Origin of the sequence: Geobacillus sp. PK12, from assembly GCF_004123125.1 — a bacterium.
GTDB lineage: Bacteria > Bacillota > Bacilli > Bacillales > Anoxybacillaceae > Geobacillus > Geobacillus zalihae.
In genome coordinates this window covers 65,367-81,096 of the sequence record NZ_SDKL01000008.1, presented here as the reverse complement: position 1 = coordinate 81,096, position 15,730 = coordinate 65,367, and the positions used below count along the sequence as shown (strand labels likewise).

Genomic DNA, 15,730 nt, shown 5'->3' with positions numbered 1-15,730 from the left:
GCATGGGGGATCTCTCCTTTCGAATGTTGGGTGACACTTTCATTCTACTGGCGATCCGCCAGCAAGGGCTATTTTTATGCTTGATCAAGTTGATCTAGCACCACGGGTTATTTACTTTTCTCTTGTCTCGAATTTCATAGATTTTGGAAAAAATTATCCATTCTACTTGCCGCTCGAATGATTTCTGTTTCCTTCCGATTGAAATGGTATTTGACTCGTGACGTAGCAAACACCGTTTCTACATAGATGCAACGAAGAAGTTTAACATATCCTTGACGGAAAAGCGGTTTGTCCATTTTCGACTGTCGAAGGCAAGCCTATGGCTTGCCCCGTCACGCCAAGGCGTGACGGAAGACCGAACAACCACCTGCTTCCAGACCCATACATGGGTCTGGAAGCGGCGTTGTTCGGTCGCCTGACAGTCGATAAAAGCTGCAAATGGTAAATCTTCAAATTGCATCTATATATGACCGGATCTTTTCCTACTACAAAAGTGCAGACATCAGGAAGTGCAACAATTGAAGTGAAGACTAGCGATCGTATAACAGGATCATTTTCCATTTCAGCTCTTAAAGAGGCTGGGTTCACGTACGGCTACTCATTCGGGTCAGATATGTATTATCGAAAACCGATCAACTTAGGGTTCATGTATTCACTGTATTAGGCGTTAAAACATGGCGAGCAGACTTTTGAAGCAAAAGGCGCTCCAGACAGACTGGGGCGCCTTTTGCTTGCGACGGCCGCATGCGCGGCTTCACCGTTTGTTCCAAAACGAAACGTTTCCCGTTGCCAGGCGATGCCACAAGTGGAGGGCGTTCAGCACCAGAAAATAAATCAACGCATTCACCACGGCATTGACATAGGGCATGACCAAGTCTCCGACATCGCGGATTTCGATCGGAAACAGGCGGATGATGAGGACAGACACCGCGATGATGAGGAACGAACCGATCAGAGTACCGCCGAACCGCGCCTGCGGATGCCATCGAATTCTCGCCAGGCCGACGATCAACGAACCGATGGCAAACCCCAAAAACGAGCCGTACGCATAATATCCAACATAAAACGTCGGAAACAAAAAGGAAAACCACAACACCAACAAAGCGCCGCCCACATCAACCCCATACGACCGAACCACGTCTTTCCTTCCTCCCCCACCTGTCATGCGAACATCACCGTTCATCTCGCAGCTCCCCACCTAATGGATGATATGCTCAAAACCCCTTCAAAAAACATTCGCTTTTCACCTAATTTTCTCCTTCCCCTTCTACAATACAAACCGTAAGCCAGTCCACCACACAAAAGGAGGTGACGAGATTGAAGAAAGCTCGAGCGGTGTTTCTGCTCGCCCTTGTTGCCCTTGCAGGGGTCAGCCTGTTTCACATTCTCGCTCCGCATGAAGTGATGGCGCACGGGCGGCCGGGCGCTCCGTTTGACGGCATGCCGGGCGGATTCGGTCATCCCCATCGGGAGTTCATCATGGAGCAGCGTGGAGGCTGGATGATGCCGATGTTGTTCCTAAAGTGGCTCATCCCTCTTTTGCTTGCCGCCGCCGGGGCCGTATGGCTCGCCGCGGCGCGGTCGAAGCGCTGGATCGGCTGGGTGCTCGTCGCGCTCGGAATTGCGGCGTTGCTGCCGAAATGGGTGTTGATTTTGCTTGCACTGGCCGTGGTGTACGCCTCGGGGCGGCGTCAAGGGCGCAAACCATCTGCTGTTGAGGTGTTGATGCCAGCGGCGCCATCCGTTTCCGCCGATTGGCTCGATGAATGGGAAAAAACGATTCAAAAGGAGGCACAAACAAATGGGCATTTTTCGCCGAATGAAGACGATCGTTCTCGCTGAAGTGAACGAACAAATCGACCGCTGGGAAGACCCTGTCGCCATGACGAAACAATATTTGCGCGAACTTGAAGAACAGCTAGAACGAGGGCGCCAAGCGCTCGCCCAGCAATGGGTCGCCGAGCGGCGCTATGAGACGCTCATCGCCCAAGCGGAGGCGACGATTGAAAAACGGAGCCGCCAAGCGAAACTGGCGCTCGAGCGCAACGAAGAAGCCGTCGCCAAACTCGCCTTGCGCGACAAGCTGTTGTATGAGAAAAAGCTGGAGGCGTACAAACAACAATACGACGCCATCAAAGCGAAAACAGCCGAAGTCGCCAACCGTCTAAACCAACTGCGCGAGCGGTACGACGAGCTCGCAGCTAAGCAGCTGGAGCTCGCTACCCGCGTTAACGCCGCGCAAGCGTTGAAGCAAATCGACTCGGCGCTCGCCTCCTTTTCCGCCGACGAGGCGCTGCGCGGATTCGCCCGCATGGAAGAGCGCGTCATCGCGTTAGAAGCCGAAGCGGCAGCCGCCCGATTCGGAACGAACGCCGTGTTGTCCCCTGTGCCGTTTGACGAAGAAGTGGAACGTGAACTGGCGAAATGGAAAGACGCCCAAGCGCATAACGCCTAATTTTCCCCTCCCCCCTTTTGACATAGATCACCCCCCTTGGCGAGTTGGCAAGGGGGATTCGTTTGTTTCGCTCCCTTGGACAAGCGGCGGCCAAAAGCACATGCAGCCCGCGACAAGCCTGAACGATGCCCGATGCCATGGTCTTGCCCCATTGATAAGCAAAATCGTTTCCTTTGTTTTTCCATCGTGCTAAAATTAATTAGAGAGACGAAAGAATACAGGAGATGACCTGCCTTGAACTGGAAACGAAGCGTCCGCATCCTTTGGCTGTGCAATTTCATGGTGTCGGCGGGAATGACGATGGTCATTCCGTTTTTGTCGCTGCTGTTGTGGGAAATGGGCGTCACCGAGCACCATTCGTTGAGCGTCTGGACCGGTCTTGTCTTTTCGGCGACGTTTTTGTCGGCGGCCATCATGGCGCCGATTTGGGGCATGTTCGCCGACAAGTACGGCCAGCGCGCCAACCTCATCCGTGCAGGGATTGGCATGGGGCTGATCACCAGCTGCATGGCGTTCGCCCATTCGCCGATGGCGCTGCTTGTTCTTCGCTTTTTGGTCGGCTTTTTCTCGGGATTCATCACCGTCTCGTTTTCGTACTTGGCGCGCGTCGTGCCAAAAGACCATAGCGGCGAGGCGCTCGGGACGCTGCAGACGGGAAGCATCGCCGGCAACATCATCGGGCCGCTCATCGGCGGCGCCTTATCCGATTGGTTCGGCTTCCGCCCGGTGTTTCTCGTGACCGGGTTTTGCATTTTGGCGACATTGCTTCCTGTCGTCTTTTGGCTCGACAAAGACCCCGTCGCGCCGCAGACGCAAGAGCGCCATGCCAGTTTCAAAGAAGTATTCGCCCATCGGCCGCTCGTCATCTTGTTTGTCGCCACCTTTCTCGTGCAAATTGCGGTTCTTGGCGTCAACTCGATGATGACGATTTTTGTCCAGTCGCTCGTCGGCCATTCTCGCAATCTCGCATTTCTATCAGGGCTCGCCTCCTCGATCACCGGCATCGCCACGATCATCGGCGCACCGTACTTAGGGAAACTCGGCGACCGGATCGGGCAGGAGAAAACATTACCGATACTGCTTGTGCTGTCCGGCTTGTTCGCCTTGCCGCAAGTATGGACGGACCATCTTTATGAATTGTACGTCTGGCGCTTCTTGCAAGGGCTTGTCGTCGGCGGGGTATGGCCTGCCCTTCAAGCGCTGATCAACGCGCAATGCCCGCGCCGCATCCAAGGGCGGGTGTTCGGCGTCACAGCCAGCTCCCGCTTTCTCGGCAACCTCGCTGGTCCGACGGCAGCGGGAGCCATCGCAGGATTCGCATCCATTTCGGCCATTTTCGCCTTGTCAGGGCTGCTCCTCATCGCCACAGGAGCTTTGGTCGGATACACCGTCCACGACCGCGCATGGCGCGAAGACATGAAAGAAAAAATCGCCGCCTGGGCGCACCGCCTTCACATCCGCCACTGACAGCGCGGCCAAGATCATAAATAAACGACCTGAGAGGAATCCCTTTCAGGCCGTTTTCGATCATTCTCCCATCCGTCGAAGCAGCGAATACGGAATCGCCTCCCCAACCCGCCCGTTGCGCCCGGTCGTCGTCTCGGCCGTCGTGAGCGAATTCCAAATCGCTTCCTCGGTCGCCTCAATCGCCGCCTGGAACAGCTCATTCATAAGCGGCGCGTCATCACGGACGAGCGGAGGGAACGGTTGAAGAGCAGAATCCGAAAAATGGGGAATGGTATAAGCATTGGAAAACGCAATGACAATGTCGCCGCTCCCGTGATGGACGCAGCTTCCCGTCCGCCCGAGCCCCACCGCCGCCCGCCGCGCCAGCCGCTTCAACTGCCGCGCATCAAGCGGCGCATCAGTCGCCACGATCATCATAATCGACCCAGGCGGCACGTCCCGCTCATCAAACGACGGCGGCACATACGGCGCCAACCGCAGCTCCTCGCGCCGTCCAAAGTTGCTCACGACCAACGCCCCGACTGTATACATCCCGCCCGCGATCCGCGACGAGCTGCCAATGCCTCCTTTCCACCCGAAACACATCATCCCCGTACCCGCGCCAACCGCCCCTTCTTCCATCTCCACCCGCGCCGCGGCAATCGCCTCTTTCGCATGCTCCTTCGTCACCGCCATCACCCGCGCTGTATTCAAATAGCTGTCATTGCATTCCCCGACGACAATGTTGACCGACCCCGTCACATCCCCAATCTCCGGCGTCGCCTCCAACATATATTCCAGCGTCCCTTGCCAAACCGCCCCGACGCTGAACGTATTCGTCAGCATAATCGGCGACTCGATCGTCCCAAGCTCCTCGACTTGCACGAGTCCAGCCGTTTTCCCAAACCCATTCAGCACAAAACAAGCCGCAGGCACTTTCTCCAAAAACCAGTTGCCCCCATGCGGCAGCACCGCCGTCACCCCGGTGCGGATCACCGTCCGTTCATCGATGTCCTCGCGAATCGTCACATGCCCCACCCTTACCCCGGGCACATCGGTGATTTGATTGCGCTCCCCTGTCGGAAGCGTGCCGATGGAAAAACCGAGATCGCGAAGCTTGCAGCGCATAACCGTTCCCCTTTCTTTCCTTTGCTTGCCCCCATCGTGAAAAAGCAAAAACAAACGCCCATCCGGAAGCAAACAAATGTTGCTCCTTCTATCCAAGTATAGCGCATCGAACAAAGCTGCCGCGAGAAAAACAGAACGAAGAAGAAGTTTTGCGCGTGGCGAGGATCAAGGGAAGATGGTGGGTCATCTCCACATTGCCAGCGAAGACAGCACAAGAGGAGAAAAGATCACCAAATTGCGTGGGTGAAAACGCGATTCAGATATGTGTGGAAGACGGGGAGTTGGATAAGTTTTAATCCCTCATAGGTACGATAAAAACGATGGCAGCGATGAACCCGTCAACTAACGATTATCAGGTGTTTCAATCCCTCATAGGTACGATAAAAACAAGCGCTATTCCTTAAAGAAAGGATAGCGGAAATTTTGTTTCAATCCCTCATAGGTACGATAAAAACGACACCACATGTGGTGAAAATTGTGGACGACGCGGGGTTTCAATCCCTCATAGGTACGATAAAAACGTCTGCTCCATATCGCAATAACCATTTCACCGCTTCGTTTCAATCCCTCATAGGTACGATAAAAACGCCAATCGAGTAGATCTACGTATTACAAGAATTATTGTTTCAATCCCTCATAGGTACGATAAAAACGCTCATGAAAAATACCATAAAATATTAAACGTGTTGTAGTTTCAATCCCTCATAGGTACGATAAAAACCGTTCTTTCATGCTATAAGCCTTAACGGATATACCCAAGGTTTCAATCCCTCATAGGTACGATAAAAACCCAAACCATGCGCATCAAATCAAGCTTTTTCCCTTTGGGTTGTTTCCAGAATATCACGTTTCAAAAATTCTGTCAATACAGTTCGGCCGTGATGGCTGTAGGATTTTTGGCGCAAAAAACATTGTCGTCGATCCCCCGGGATTTTTGCACGATTGGGGGTCGACGACAATCGCAAGACCCTCACTTTTCCTCCAACAGTTGTTGAAGTTTGTCCATTTTTTGCTTTTGCTTTTTGCTGACGGCTTTTCCCCATTCTCCGATGCGTTTCCAATACGCCTGCAACGCAACGGCGGCTTGTTTGTTTTGCTGCTCGATCACTTGTTGGTAAAGGCTATCCTTGCTTCGCTGCCTATCCGTTTCGCTGTCAGTCAACCGTTCAATTTCGGCCACCAACCGTTCTTCGGGGGAGAGAAGAGCCAGCCTTGCTCGTTCTTCTTCCTCGCGTCTCTTTCGCTCCAACATATCCTGCTCGATTTTTCGACGCTCAAGACGGGCGCGTTCTTTTTGCACCATTGGGAGGAATTCGGTTTCCGTCACGTCGTCCACTTCAGAAAATCGACCGTAGCCTGACGATGTTTTCGAACCGATCCCCCATTCCATCAACGCCTGTTTGGTATATAACGATGCTGCCTCCAACAAACGGGCGGTTTTTTCATCGTCTCGAAAGCCATGGGCCGTTAAATAAATGTCTGCCTCTGCAGCCATGACCGTCCAAAACGAAACGGGAACAGGTTTTTGATTATCTGTCGCAGCGTTTTTTCCCTCATAATACTCCTTCATATGTACAGCGAGCACATCCTTTTCCAACCGCAAGCCATCGATGAGAAAGATATCGTAAAACTGCACCTGTCCTTTATGGTCTTGTATCCCAAAAATCGCACATCCATCTTCATGCTCGCTGAGCCGTTTCTCGTCCCCTTCGCAATACGCCTCGATGAACCAATGGCGCACAAGGCCTTTCAAACTGGAGGCAGGAATGTAAGGAAGACCGTACACGGGGTGGATCGTCAATGACGTCTCGCGAACATGCCCCGCGCCCAGTCCGTGGACAATTCGGCCAGAGAGGCGGGCTTTCAGCTTCTTGACTCCCCCTGTTTGCGCCCATTCTACCATGGCCTGTTCTCGCTGCGCCCGTAGCTGCTCGCCAATCTCTTTCAGCTCGGGGAGAATCGGGGCGGATTTCAACTGTTTCGAAGGCTCCCACACTTTTTTACGGTCATTCCACCGATGCTCGATAAAATAATGGAGATGGTACGCCAAATGCCCGATCGATTTATTGGCCTTTTGCACGACTTCTAGGGTGTCCTTTGGATGAAAAAGCATGCCCTCCCCTCCTTACTCTGCCGCCTTTGCATCGTCTTTCGCCATCCCGTCGGCAAACTTGCGCATCCAATCTAGCAGCGCCATGGCTTCCATCGTCCATAACCGGTAATCAACGCTCGATAAGTTGACGACAGCCTCGACGAGTTCTTGGTTTGCCGATGAAAATTGATCCGGAAACTGTTCCCTCATCCATTTTGCGAGGGATTGATAAATCGCCTTGTATTCCTTCCCTTTTTGAAAACAAAACGCCAATGCTTGTCCGAGACCGTTGACTTGAATTAAGGACGGCATTTTTTTGACGTAAGAACGATAGTTTTCGAAGCTTCCTCTCAATCGTTCTTTTGCCTGTTTCACTTCTTGAAACGCAAATGCGGCTCTCCCGTTCTCAATCCCCACACGCTTCACGTTTGTTTCCATGGCTCCTCCTCCGTTCACACCCAAATCGTTCTCATCATTCCGCGGCCTAATGTACTGTTCCCGCCAAGCTGAAAGACGGATGGAAATTTGTTTTCATTCACAAAGTACTGTTCAATATCCGCAGCCTTCGCAAGACCGTCTATTCCGTCTCCCCGTACATCACCAATGTAGAGGAAACTGTAAAAAACCGTTTCTGGCGGAACATTTTCCTCATACCAGAGCGCACCGTTGTCAACGGTCCCTGTCTCCGGTGAAATGCGAATGCGCGCGTTAATTTCGGTCGACAATTTGACGAAATCCGTGAAATCGTCATCGGAGAGAACAACGAGTCGATCTACAAGACGCAGGCGGCAATGCTCCCCAAGGAGGGCGGCAAGTTGTTCCGCCAGCTGTTTCGCTTCAGAAGAGACGGTGACCGAAAACGCATACTCCTCCAGCACAATGCGTCCATTGACCGCCATCAACCGGTCGGAACTGACCGTGTTCGGTGCGGGCACCGGAAGAAGTTGAACTTCTTTCCCGATCGATTGCTGATGGACGCTCATCTCTTGATTCCACCGCTCAATCACAAACGGGCACGTAATCCAAGCAAATACGCCGCGAAGCGATTTAACCGGAAACAGCAAAACGCGTGCATCGCTCAGAGCAATGGCGCTCGCTTGTGTGACGCTTTCCTGTCCTTTGTCCGCGCCGAAAATCAGTTCAAGCTTCTTCCGTTCAGGATTCTTCCCATCTTCAGGAAGCGACTCTGTCATATGATATCGAAGCGCCCCTTTGAGCGAGGAGCTTTCGATTTTTGGAAATCCTGTATGCTTCTCTCGCTGAATAGGCAAGTCGACAAACCCGATCTCGCTCCCGCTCCCCGCATGGACAGACGTAATGGCATGCATAAGAAAAGGCCGTACGATCGAATACATTACAACTCCTCCTCGCTTTCTTTCGCACTCGTGATCACCGCAAACCCAAACCCTTCCTCCGCCCCTTCATCGGTGAGATGAACGCCGTCAAGGGCGGAGAGGACAAGCGGCAAAGCATCGTCGCGTTCGATCTTCACATAAATGACCGAACCGGCTGGGATCATCCATTTCCGCGGTTTTGGCCGATGGCGGACGATGTCCCATCCCCCGTACAACTCCGGACGTCCGATGGAAGCGGCAAGCCAAGTGACGACCGCCCCGTTCGGCCATGTCCACTGATCGCCGTCCATTGCCGCTGGACGGGATCCGTTCGAGAAAATAGCTGGAGACAAAAAGACGATTTTCGCCAGCTTTGTCCGCTGAATGTCTTGTTCAATCCCCTTTTTCTCGTCTGGATTCCATATACGAAGCGTTTCCGGCTGCTGGCGGATAGACCACGGCCGGTTTTCCCCGCCGATCCGCGCCCACTTTACCTTGGAGAAATCAGGACCATCACCGATGTAAGCGACAAGGGACGCCCCATCTACAAAACGCCCTTTCGCCACCCGGTATAAAAGCCCCTTTTGGGCTGTTCGGCTGGACGTGTCGAGTTGAATTCCCACCTTATCTTCCCGAGCGATGAACGATGACAATGAACAAAGGGAAGAGATTGGCTTATTCTCAAGAAGCGCCTGCTTCCATTCCTCCATCGGGACGTAATAGTGCTGCGGACTTTTCGTTTTGTCACGCCGCGAAGAAGCCAGACGCCACATCGAAGCAGATGATGAAGGCTTTCGGTCTTTGACAAGCCGCAATGGATACGCTTTGAGCGATTTTTCCTCCTCTATGACTTGATAATCAAAGGGCAGGGGAAAGAACAAGACGTCTTCTTTCACCAGCGTGCAATAATGGAGACAGAACTGCCCCCGCTCAGTCGGGGTGCCCATCCATCTCCTCACCTGTTCATCACTGCCCCTCGTAAAATCGTCAAACGTGCTGTACGCATAAATGTACGCCGCCCGCAACGCGCCGTAAATCGTATTCGGGCGCGGAGGGAATATCGACTCCATCACCGTCGCCTCCCCCGCTTGCGTCGCATGATGGTTTTTAAAGAAAAACGTGTCTACCGGTGTCAAGACTAATTTTGTCATTGCCCGTTCCCCTCGCTCCGTTTGAAAAAGGTCAATATCTTTAACAGATACAAAAAGTCATAGCCGCTGCGAACCGCTTCATGCAAAGACAAAAGAACTTGCGTGTGATGGGCGATCTCTTGGGCGCTCAGATGGCTTCCCTCTTTTACAGACCGCTTAAGCAAACGCCGAAGCTCTGTCGCGAGCATGTCGCCATTCTCCCATTTAGGGCAGTGCCGCTCATGCAGCAGCGGGGCAAACGCGGAAGCGAAATGAAAAATAAAGTTCGGCGACAGGGATGTTTTCAACAGATTAATCCATTGATCCAATAATTGTGAAACCTTCTCTCCTCCAATCATCCATGGGAGAACCGCTTCCGAAATCTCGCCAGAGCGGGTGTGAAGCGCTAAAGCAAGGGCGTCCTTTCGCTGCCCCGTCTTGTCGTTGGAATACTGTTTCGCCTTTTTCTCCAACGCTCTGACAGCGTTAAGAACGAGATGGAGCGGCGACTTTTTGTGAGCGATGACCACGCCAAACGAGGCGGTCGCTCCATGACCTAATCCTTTCCGTTCATCGCCAAACGCCAATCGGAGCTCCTCAGCCGCTTTCAGCACCGTCTCGGTCGGCAGGAAGGCAAGGACGTCATCCCCCCCTGCATAAACGAGCTTGCCGCGGCACTGTTCTTCGACAATCCGCGGAACGATTTCCTTCGCAAACCGGGCCAGTTTTTGGCTCGTTTGACTATACTCCTCTTTCCGTTCCCCGGAGAACCATTTCCCCATGTTGTCCCCGTCCATCATGAGCACGGCGTAATAATCGCCCGCTCCGATCTCGAGAACAGACGGAAACGACAAAACCGAAGCGCCAAACAAAGCGGAGAAGTAATCGCGGGCCACCCGTTTGCCTAAGCAAATGCCGCATAAAAATTCGTTGTCCTTGATTCGTCCCGAGCGGCGGTCGTCTTCTTCGCCTCCAGCTCCTTGAAATTTCTCCGCCCGCCGCTTCCAAAGGTGGAGCGTTTTCCGCTTGATCTCACCGTAATGATCCGTTTCCTTGATCTCGGCAAGCCGCAGCGCCTCCCTTTCCTTGCAGACGGAACAAACAAGGCCGAATTGGGAAACAGGAATGTAATGCTTCTCATTTTTCAGCGCCCCCAACCGCCGTTCGGCGCGTTCACGCACGGTCCGGAACGAAGCGGACGGCTCATACGGTTCAGCGACCCAGTACACTTCTAAAAACGACTGCACTTGCTGTTCCACCATCATCTCCAGCCATTCATACTCTTCGGCAGTGAGATGTGGAAACACGCGTCGAATGGCTTGAAAGCAGAAGTCCAGAAACACTTGGCGAACATTGTCCTCCACTTCGCGCAGCCAGCCGCCAACCTTTTCTTCTGTTCCCTCCATCACCACCGTCACGCGGTTCGGGATCGAAGCAATGCGAAAATCCCGCGCAGATGGCGACCGCAACTCCTCCCTTGTGACGAGCGGGTATACGACTTCACAGTTGGCATCCAACTGGTAAAACTGTTTGATCGCCTCTCGCACCAAATGGGACAAAATATAACTTCCGCTCCAAAAATCTTCCGTTTTGCGGGCTGAAGCGATAAACGACTGCACAGGCCCGACCGTAAAAATGACGATATAGCGATTGGTCATATCCTCACCCCAACGATCTCTAAAAACCGGTTTCGATCTCGCTCATAGCGCGGCTCGCTGTAGCGCGAGTCATGGTTTCTCACTTCTGTTACAATCGGATAGTAGCGGCCTCCGATTTTCCTCACCGTGCACCATAACGGGGAAGAAAGCTTTCCTTCTTTCCCTCTCATATATCCTAGGCTGCCATAACGATTCGCTTCATGCGATGCCCTGCCAAACGCCTTCACCACTTCCGCCGCGCTCTCTTTTCCTTCTCCAACCCACACCGCGGACAATACCGGATGAGGTGTTGCGATGTCTTCACGTCGTGCCACAAGGCAGCCGCGCTCCGCAAAGGAAAACGCATCCGCCGCCCCGATGCGTTCTAGCGTCATACGCAAACTTTCACCGTATTCCTCAACGTGATCCCATTGATGCTCCGTCCATTGCACAGCTCCGAATCCGCGGCGCGACCGCTGCCCGAAGCTGGCGAGGTGAAGCATATATTGAAAGTGCCAATCATATTGCGCCAATCGCTCTTGATGACGCTTCCGCACCGAGAGCGTCACGGTCACCTCCCCGCCGGCAGGAAGCGCCGGAACAAACGTTGGAGACGTACGATGCGGCAAAATATTTTCTCTCATTGTCCCTTCCATCGCTCTTGCCAACGTTAGATGGACAGGCGATTGCTGCTTTGTTTTCCTCGTGCCGCCAAACCACTCTTCCTCCTTGGCAAGCAGCTTTTCGTGATGAGGTTCATCCTGCAGCGTCCGCCACCAGTACCTCCATACCCCTCGCAACGACGGAAGGCGAAACTCCGCCTTCTCCCTCGGATCAGCGCCGTGAATGGCGGCCGGCGTCAAGAGAACAAGCGGATATGACGACTGAGCAACAGCTGTTACCCCGCTTTCCTGATAGGCCATCACGCATTCTCCTTTGAGATTTGCATCGTTTTTGCGAGCGCTGACATACGTTCAAAAAACGCACCAAGTTCTCGGAACGACTGCTCCGCATCGGGCCAAAACTTTTCCGCCTTTAGCGGTTGCGGCCGCGCCCCAGCATGATTGATGTCGTTGCGCCGCTCCTTAAGCGTGCTAAATCGTTTTAAGTCGCCCTTATAAGGAGACAAGAAATCGATTATTTGTTCAACCCGCTCTACGGAACGAACGCGCCATTCCTCTTTCGGAATATCTCGCAATAAAATTTCAATAGCCGAATGAACATCTCCCCGGGCCTTCTCATTCCGCAAATCAAGCCCCAACACCCGGCAAACGGCCGTCACCGCATTTTCCTCCAACATCGTCAGCGCCTGCTGAATCAATCCGTGGTCCAAACACCAACGCACAGCCTTCCAACTGTTCATGATCGGATCATCATCAAACATCGCATACTTTTTCTCCATCACATCCAACAATGGGACAAGCGGTTTAATCGCTTCCGCCGACGCTGAGCGAACGCGGCCGAGCTGTTCATGAAATTTCCGCACTTCTTCATCGATTTGCAAGCTTCGGCACGTGCGGATCACTTTTTCCGTCTGATCAAGCTGCTTCGTCAACTGATTTAATTCTTTCACTTCGTTTCGCATTGTCTGGCTCGAAGACGGATTGCGGAACACTTCGCTGTTTTCTTTCGCGGTCAGCGCCTGGATGATGGAGGCATCCCCCGTGCGCAAAAATTGATCGACCCCGTTCGTCCAATCGAGCAGCCTCGCCATGCTTGTCAAATTGACAATCGGCGCCAACCGCCGTTCTGGAGGCAACTGTTTGACATCGGCTGGACGCCCAAGCATTTCAAACCAGCCGTAAACGATCGCGCCAATGTCCGTTTTTTTCACAAAGCGGGCGTAGTTCAACACGATGAGCGCGACAAACGGGATGGAACGGAAACTGTGGGTGATGTCAAAATAAATCGTATCCCCTTCCCGAATTTCATTCAGAATGCAGTCAAACAACCGCCAATTGGCCTGTTCATCCTGACGGCTTTCCATTTCCACGAGCTTCACATTCGCCTCAGGAGCGATGCGCTGAAAAGCGGTGATCAAGCCCTCCAGCCGCTCCTCCCCTTTGAAGCGGTCTCGCCCATTCCGCTCCCGCGCTTCTTTCGTCGCAAACACCACCACATCCATCGGTCCATCCCCGCGAAACAACTCATACACCGCTGTCTGGATAAAACGCGTATAAGAAGACGATTTGCCCTCGTATGTGTAATAACAATATTCATAATCGCTCAATCCAAGAAACGACAACAATACCCTTCTCCCCACGCTTATCTCCCCACTCCCGCCAATTGTTTCGTGATATCGATAAACTCAGAATCCTCTTCATAAATCCCTTTTCCTCTTTCCGCTTCCCGCTCATATCGGTTATGGTCAAGCCATAAATAGTTGGCATACAAGCAATCTTCTTTTTCATCGTATCGGTAAGCAAGGCGAAACGCCGTCTGTCCGTTGCTCGCTCCTTTGTACAAGTGATATTTCACTTTTCGGACATCAATCGTTTTGAATGACTTTTCGTGGTACAAAACGCCCATGTCTCCCTCTTCATGCTTCAGCTTCTTTACCAGCTCCCGCATTTGTTGGTGCACAAACAGCAACTGGTGATGATTGTGTTGCAACATATTGGCGACTTGTTTGGATACAAGGTACGTGGTCGCAAACAAATGTTTATATTTTTCATGTTCAAACAAAAATTGTCCAAATGCACTTAAATACACAAGACCATCCTCTTGCTGGAACAAAAACGGATATTGAAGAATACATTGTTTTTCGCGGTAAGAAAGCGAATCCGCATCAACCATGTCCTTTTGGCATTTCCGCAACAGATCAAAGTGATCATGAACAAATTGCTCATCAATATGTATCGGCACAGGAGGAATCTCATGTAACACTTGGCCGTCCTCATGCATATAAGCTGTCGGATAGTGCAGAAATGCCCCGACGATGTAGCCCAACGATGTCATCACTTTATACCCGCCAATCGGCGCAAAACAAGTTGTTGACGGTTCCCCGTGGGAGAGAGCATCCGCCACCTTCCACATGTACTCTCCCAATGTCTCCTGCATCCGTCTCGGATGGTTCACATCAACGTCCACATATATAATGCGGACATTTGCTTGAAAGTCCTCCTCAAGCAACCTCGTCAAGATGGCTTCCACAATCCGTCCCCCAACCGTTTCCGTCACAATGAGAACGACCGTCGGCCTTTCCGCCAATTTCCCTTGTCTACGAAGTTCGTAAATCATCGAATATTCCGCCGACACACGATTGGGATCTCGGGCGGCCTCATGAGCAAACTGCCCGGCATGGCGAATCCATTCATCAATTTTTCGTTGTTTTTCCTCGTCGATGTTGGTCGCGCTCAACCAAGGACGAATCTCCCCCATGATTTCATCCCGATTCATCGAGAAAACGTTCCTGTTTCCTGTCAGCAACGACACACCACACGTTACAACAATATGCTGGTACAACCGCCCTTCCCCTCCATATTTCTTTCATCTCAGGAAAATATAGCTATGTTTATATCAATTATTATCCTATTTTTCAATTATAGAGGAGGATATTTTTAACAATTTCAAACATTTTCCCACTGAAGAGACGGGTGAAAAACGAATTTTCCACCCAACTTCACGAAGGCGAATGGAAAATAACAAGGGCCCTCGAAAGTAAAAGAGCGTCTCTTCCAGCTGGTTTTTCCGTTGCTTCCCCCTTTTAAGGAGCGACGCAAAACAACGTCGGAGGACGAAACACAAAAAAAGAATCCCCTGCTCAGAAGGGATTCCCTCGATCGAAAGATGCCGCCAACATAGATCGCTGCCATCTTATTTTTTTCTCCCGTCACTTAGAAAGGCAACCCGTGAGACTAGAAATGCCTTTGCCCAACTTAGAATGCTGTACTGCCTGTTCCGCAGGCGCCCATCCGTTACGCACAATGCTTCATCACCGCAAACGAAGCAAATGAGAGATGTGGTCTGAACTAACTCTGCGACAACAACGAGCCCCCCATCACACCTGCGCGCGAAGATGAAGAGGGTTCAGTTCCTTGTGGATACGATAAAAACATCATAGATTGGCTTGACCGCCGCAAGCAAAAAGTTTCAATCCCTCATAGGTACGATAAAAACTTAAACGGGAAAAATCCGCAATTCTCTGATCTTCGGTTTCAATCCCTCATAGGTACGATAAAAACCCAAAAAGACGATTAGGCGTTACGAAACAGGAGAAAGTTTCAATCCCTCATAGGTACGATAAAAACATATTCATTGGGATGGAGAAAATCTACGGATGGGAATAGTTTCAATCCCTCATAGGTACGATAAAAACTGAAGGTCCTATCGATTTATACAACTATTTAATGGATGTTTCAATCCCTCATAGGTACGATAAAAACCCCCAAAAATGCTTGTTGCATCAAGCATTTCGATCTAGCGCTGTTTTCAGAATACCACATTTCAAAAATTCTGTCAATAACCTTCAACCTCGATGGCTGTAAGTCTGAACCACCAAAAACCAT

General features: G+C 51.8%; 13 protein-coding genes and 2 CRISPR repeat arrays. Of the genes, 3 read left to right on the top strand and 10 right to left on the bottom strand.

What is annotated here, in order from left to right; translation table 11 throughout:
• Nucleotides 1–754: 754 nt before the first annotated feature.
• Nucleotides 755–1,138 carry a hypothetical protein gene (locus ETR37_RS05005; protein ID WP_129447002.1) on the bottom strand — a complete coding sequence of 128 codons (384 nt, stop codon included), beginning with the start codon at nt 1,136–1,138 and terminating at the stop codon, nt 755–757.
• A gap of 179 nt (nt 1,139–1,317) precedes the next feature.
• On the opposite strand from ETR37_RS05005, the gene ETR37_RS05000 reads away from it, so the two are divergent.
• The 3 genes from ETR37_RS05000 to ETR37_RS04990 all read left to right on the top strand — a co-directional run bounded on the left by ETR37_RS05000 (nt 1,318) and on the right by ETR37_RS04990 (nt 3,922).
• Nucleotides 1,318–1,842 (top strand): hypothetical protein, encoded by a 525-nt coding sequence (locus ETR37_RS05000; RefSeq protein WP_129447001.1) that lies wholly within the window; start codon nt 1,318–1,320, stop codon nt 1,840–1,842.
• Nucleotides 1,802–2,455 carry a PspA/IM30 family protein gene (locus ETR37_RS04995; protein ID WP_081132787.1) on the top strand — a complete coding sequence of 218 codons (654 nt, stop codon included), beginning with the start codon at nt 1,802–1,804 and terminating at the stop codon, nt 2,453–2,455. The genes ETR37_RS05000 and ETR37_RS04995 overlap by 41 nt, the downstream gene beginning before the upstream one ends.
• A gap of 234 nt (nt 2,456–2,689) precedes the next feature.
• A complete protein-coding gene (locus ETR37_RS04990) occupies nt 2,690–3,922 on the top strand; it encodes an MFS transporter (RefSeq protein ID WP_129447000.1) in 1,233 nt (410 codons plus the stop codon).
• A 60-nt stretch (nt 3,923–3,982) separates the two neighbouring features.
• Here the strand turns inward: ETR37_RS04990 and ETR37_RS04985 are convergent, their stop codons facing one another.
• The 9 genes from ETR37_RS04985 to ETR37_RS04945 form a co-directional block, all read right to left on the bottom strand.
• The gene (locus ETR37_RS04985) at nt 3,983–5,029 is read right to left on the bottom strand and encodes a DmpA family aminopeptidase (RefSeq protein ID WP_033005207.1); all 1,047 of its coding nucleotides are present in this window, start codon (nt 5,027–5,029) and stop codon (nt 3,983–3,985) included.
• A gap of 289 nt (nt 5,030–5,318) precedes the next feature.
• Nucleotides 5,319–5,819: direct repeats of the CRISPR family, unit length 30 nt; unit sequence GTTTCAATCCCTCATAGGTACGATAAAAAC.
• Between the two features lie 180 nt (nt 5,820–5,999).
• A complete protein-coding gene (gene cmr6 / locus ETR37_RS04980) occupies nt 6,000–7,142 on the bottom strand; it encodes a type III-B CRISPR module RAMP protein Cmr6 (RefSeq protein ID WP_129446999.1) in 1,143 nt (380 codons plus the stop codon).
• Nucleotides 7,143–7,154: 12 nt separating this feature from the next.
• A complete protein-coding gene (cmr5, locus tag ETR37_RS04975) occupies nt 7,155–7,559 on the bottom strand; it encodes a type III-B CRISPR module-associated protein Cmr5 (protein ID WP_015373850.1) in 405 nt (134 codons plus the stop codon).
• A gap of 14 nt (nt 7,560–7,573) precedes the next feature.
• On the bottom strand, nt 7,574–8,476 hold the full coding sequence (gene cmr4, locus ETR37_RS04970) for a type III-B CRISPR module RAMP protein Cmr4 (protein WP_129446998.1): 903 nt from the start codon (nt 8,474–8,476) through the stop codon (nt 7,574–7,576).
• A complete protein-coding gene (cmr3, locus tag ETR37_RS04965) occupies nt 8,476–9,606 on the bottom strand; it encodes a type III-B CRISPR module-associated protein Cmr3 (RefSeq protein ID WP_129446997.1) in 1,131 nt (376 codons plus the stop codon). Before cmr3 ends, cmr4 begins: the two co-directional genes overlap by 1 nt.
• Nucleotides 9,603–11,243, bottom strand: a complete 1,641-nt coding sequence (gene cas10, locus ETR37_RS04960) for a type III-B CRISPR-associated protein Cas10/Cmr2 (RefSeq protein WP_015373847.1) — start codon at nt 11,241–11,243, stop codon at nt 9,603–9,605. Before cas10 ends, cmr3 begins: the two co-directional genes overlap by 4 nt.
• Nucleotides 11,240–12,145, bottom strand: a complete 906-nt coding sequence (locus tag ETR37_RS04955) for an RAMP superfamily CRISPR-associated protein (RefSeq protein ID WP_015373846.1) — start codon at nt 12,143–12,145, stop codon at nt 11,240–11,242. Before ETR37_RS04955 ends, cas10 begins: the two co-directional genes overlap by 4 nt.
• Entirely contained in the window at nt 12,145–13,485 is a 1,341-nt protein-coding gene (gene csx2 / locus ETR37_RS04950; protein WP_129446996.1) for a TIGR02221 family CRISPR-associated protein, read from the bottom strand. The genes ETR37_RS04955 and csx2 overlap by 1 nt, the downstream gene beginning before the upstream one ends.
• A 2-nt stretch (nt 13,486–13,487) precedes the next feature.
• Nucleotides 13,488–14,687 (bottom strand): CRISPR-associated protein, encoded by a 1,200-nt coding sequence (locus ETR37_RS04945; RefSeq protein ID WP_081212710.1) that lies wholly within the window; start codon nt 14,685–14,687, stop codon nt 13,488–13,490.
• 624 nt (nt 14,688–15,311) lie between these two features.
• Nucleotides 15,312–15,607: a CRISPR direct-repeat array (repeat unit 30 nt; unit sequence GTTTCAATCCCTCATAGGTACGATAAAAAC).
• Nucleotides 15,608–15,730: the final 123 nt, after the last annotated feature.

What these genes read in the sequence shown, in the direction of transcription:
- ETR37_RS04995 (WP_081132787.1), top strand. Translation starts at nt 1,802, where the DNA reads ATGGGCATTTTTCGCCGAATGAAGACGATCGTTCTCGCTGAAGTGAAC.
- ETR37_RS04985 (WP_033005207.1), bottom strand. Translation starts at nt 5,029, where the DNA reads ATGCGCTGCAAGCTTCGCGATCTCGGTTTTTCCATCGGCACGCTTCCG.
- cmr6 (WP_129446999.1), bottom strand. Translation starts at nt 7,142, where the DNA reads ATGCTTTTTCATCCAAAGGACACCCTAGAAGTCGTGCAAAAGGCCAAT.
- cmr5 (WP_015373850.1), bottom strand. Translation starts at nt 7,559, where the DNA reads ATGGAAACAAACGTGAAGCGTGTGGGGATTGAGAACGGGAGAGCCGCA.
- cmr4 (WP_129446998.1), bottom strand. Translation starts at nt 8,476, where the DNA reads ATGTATTCGATCGTACGGCCTTTTCTTATGCATGCCATTACGTCTGTC.
- cmr3 (WP_129446997.1), bottom strand. Translation starts at nt 9,606, where the DNA reads ATGACAAAATTAGTCTTGACACCGGTAGACACGTTTTTCTTTAAAAAC.
- cas10 (WP_015373847.1), bottom strand. Translation starts at nt 11,243, where the DNA reads ATGACCAATCGCTATATCGTCATTTTTACGGTCGGGCCTGTGCAGTCG.
- ETR37_RS04955 (WP_015373846.1), bottom strand. Translation starts at nt 12,145, where the DNA reads ATGGCCTATCAGGAAAGCGGGGTAACAGCTGTTGCTCAGTCGTCATAT.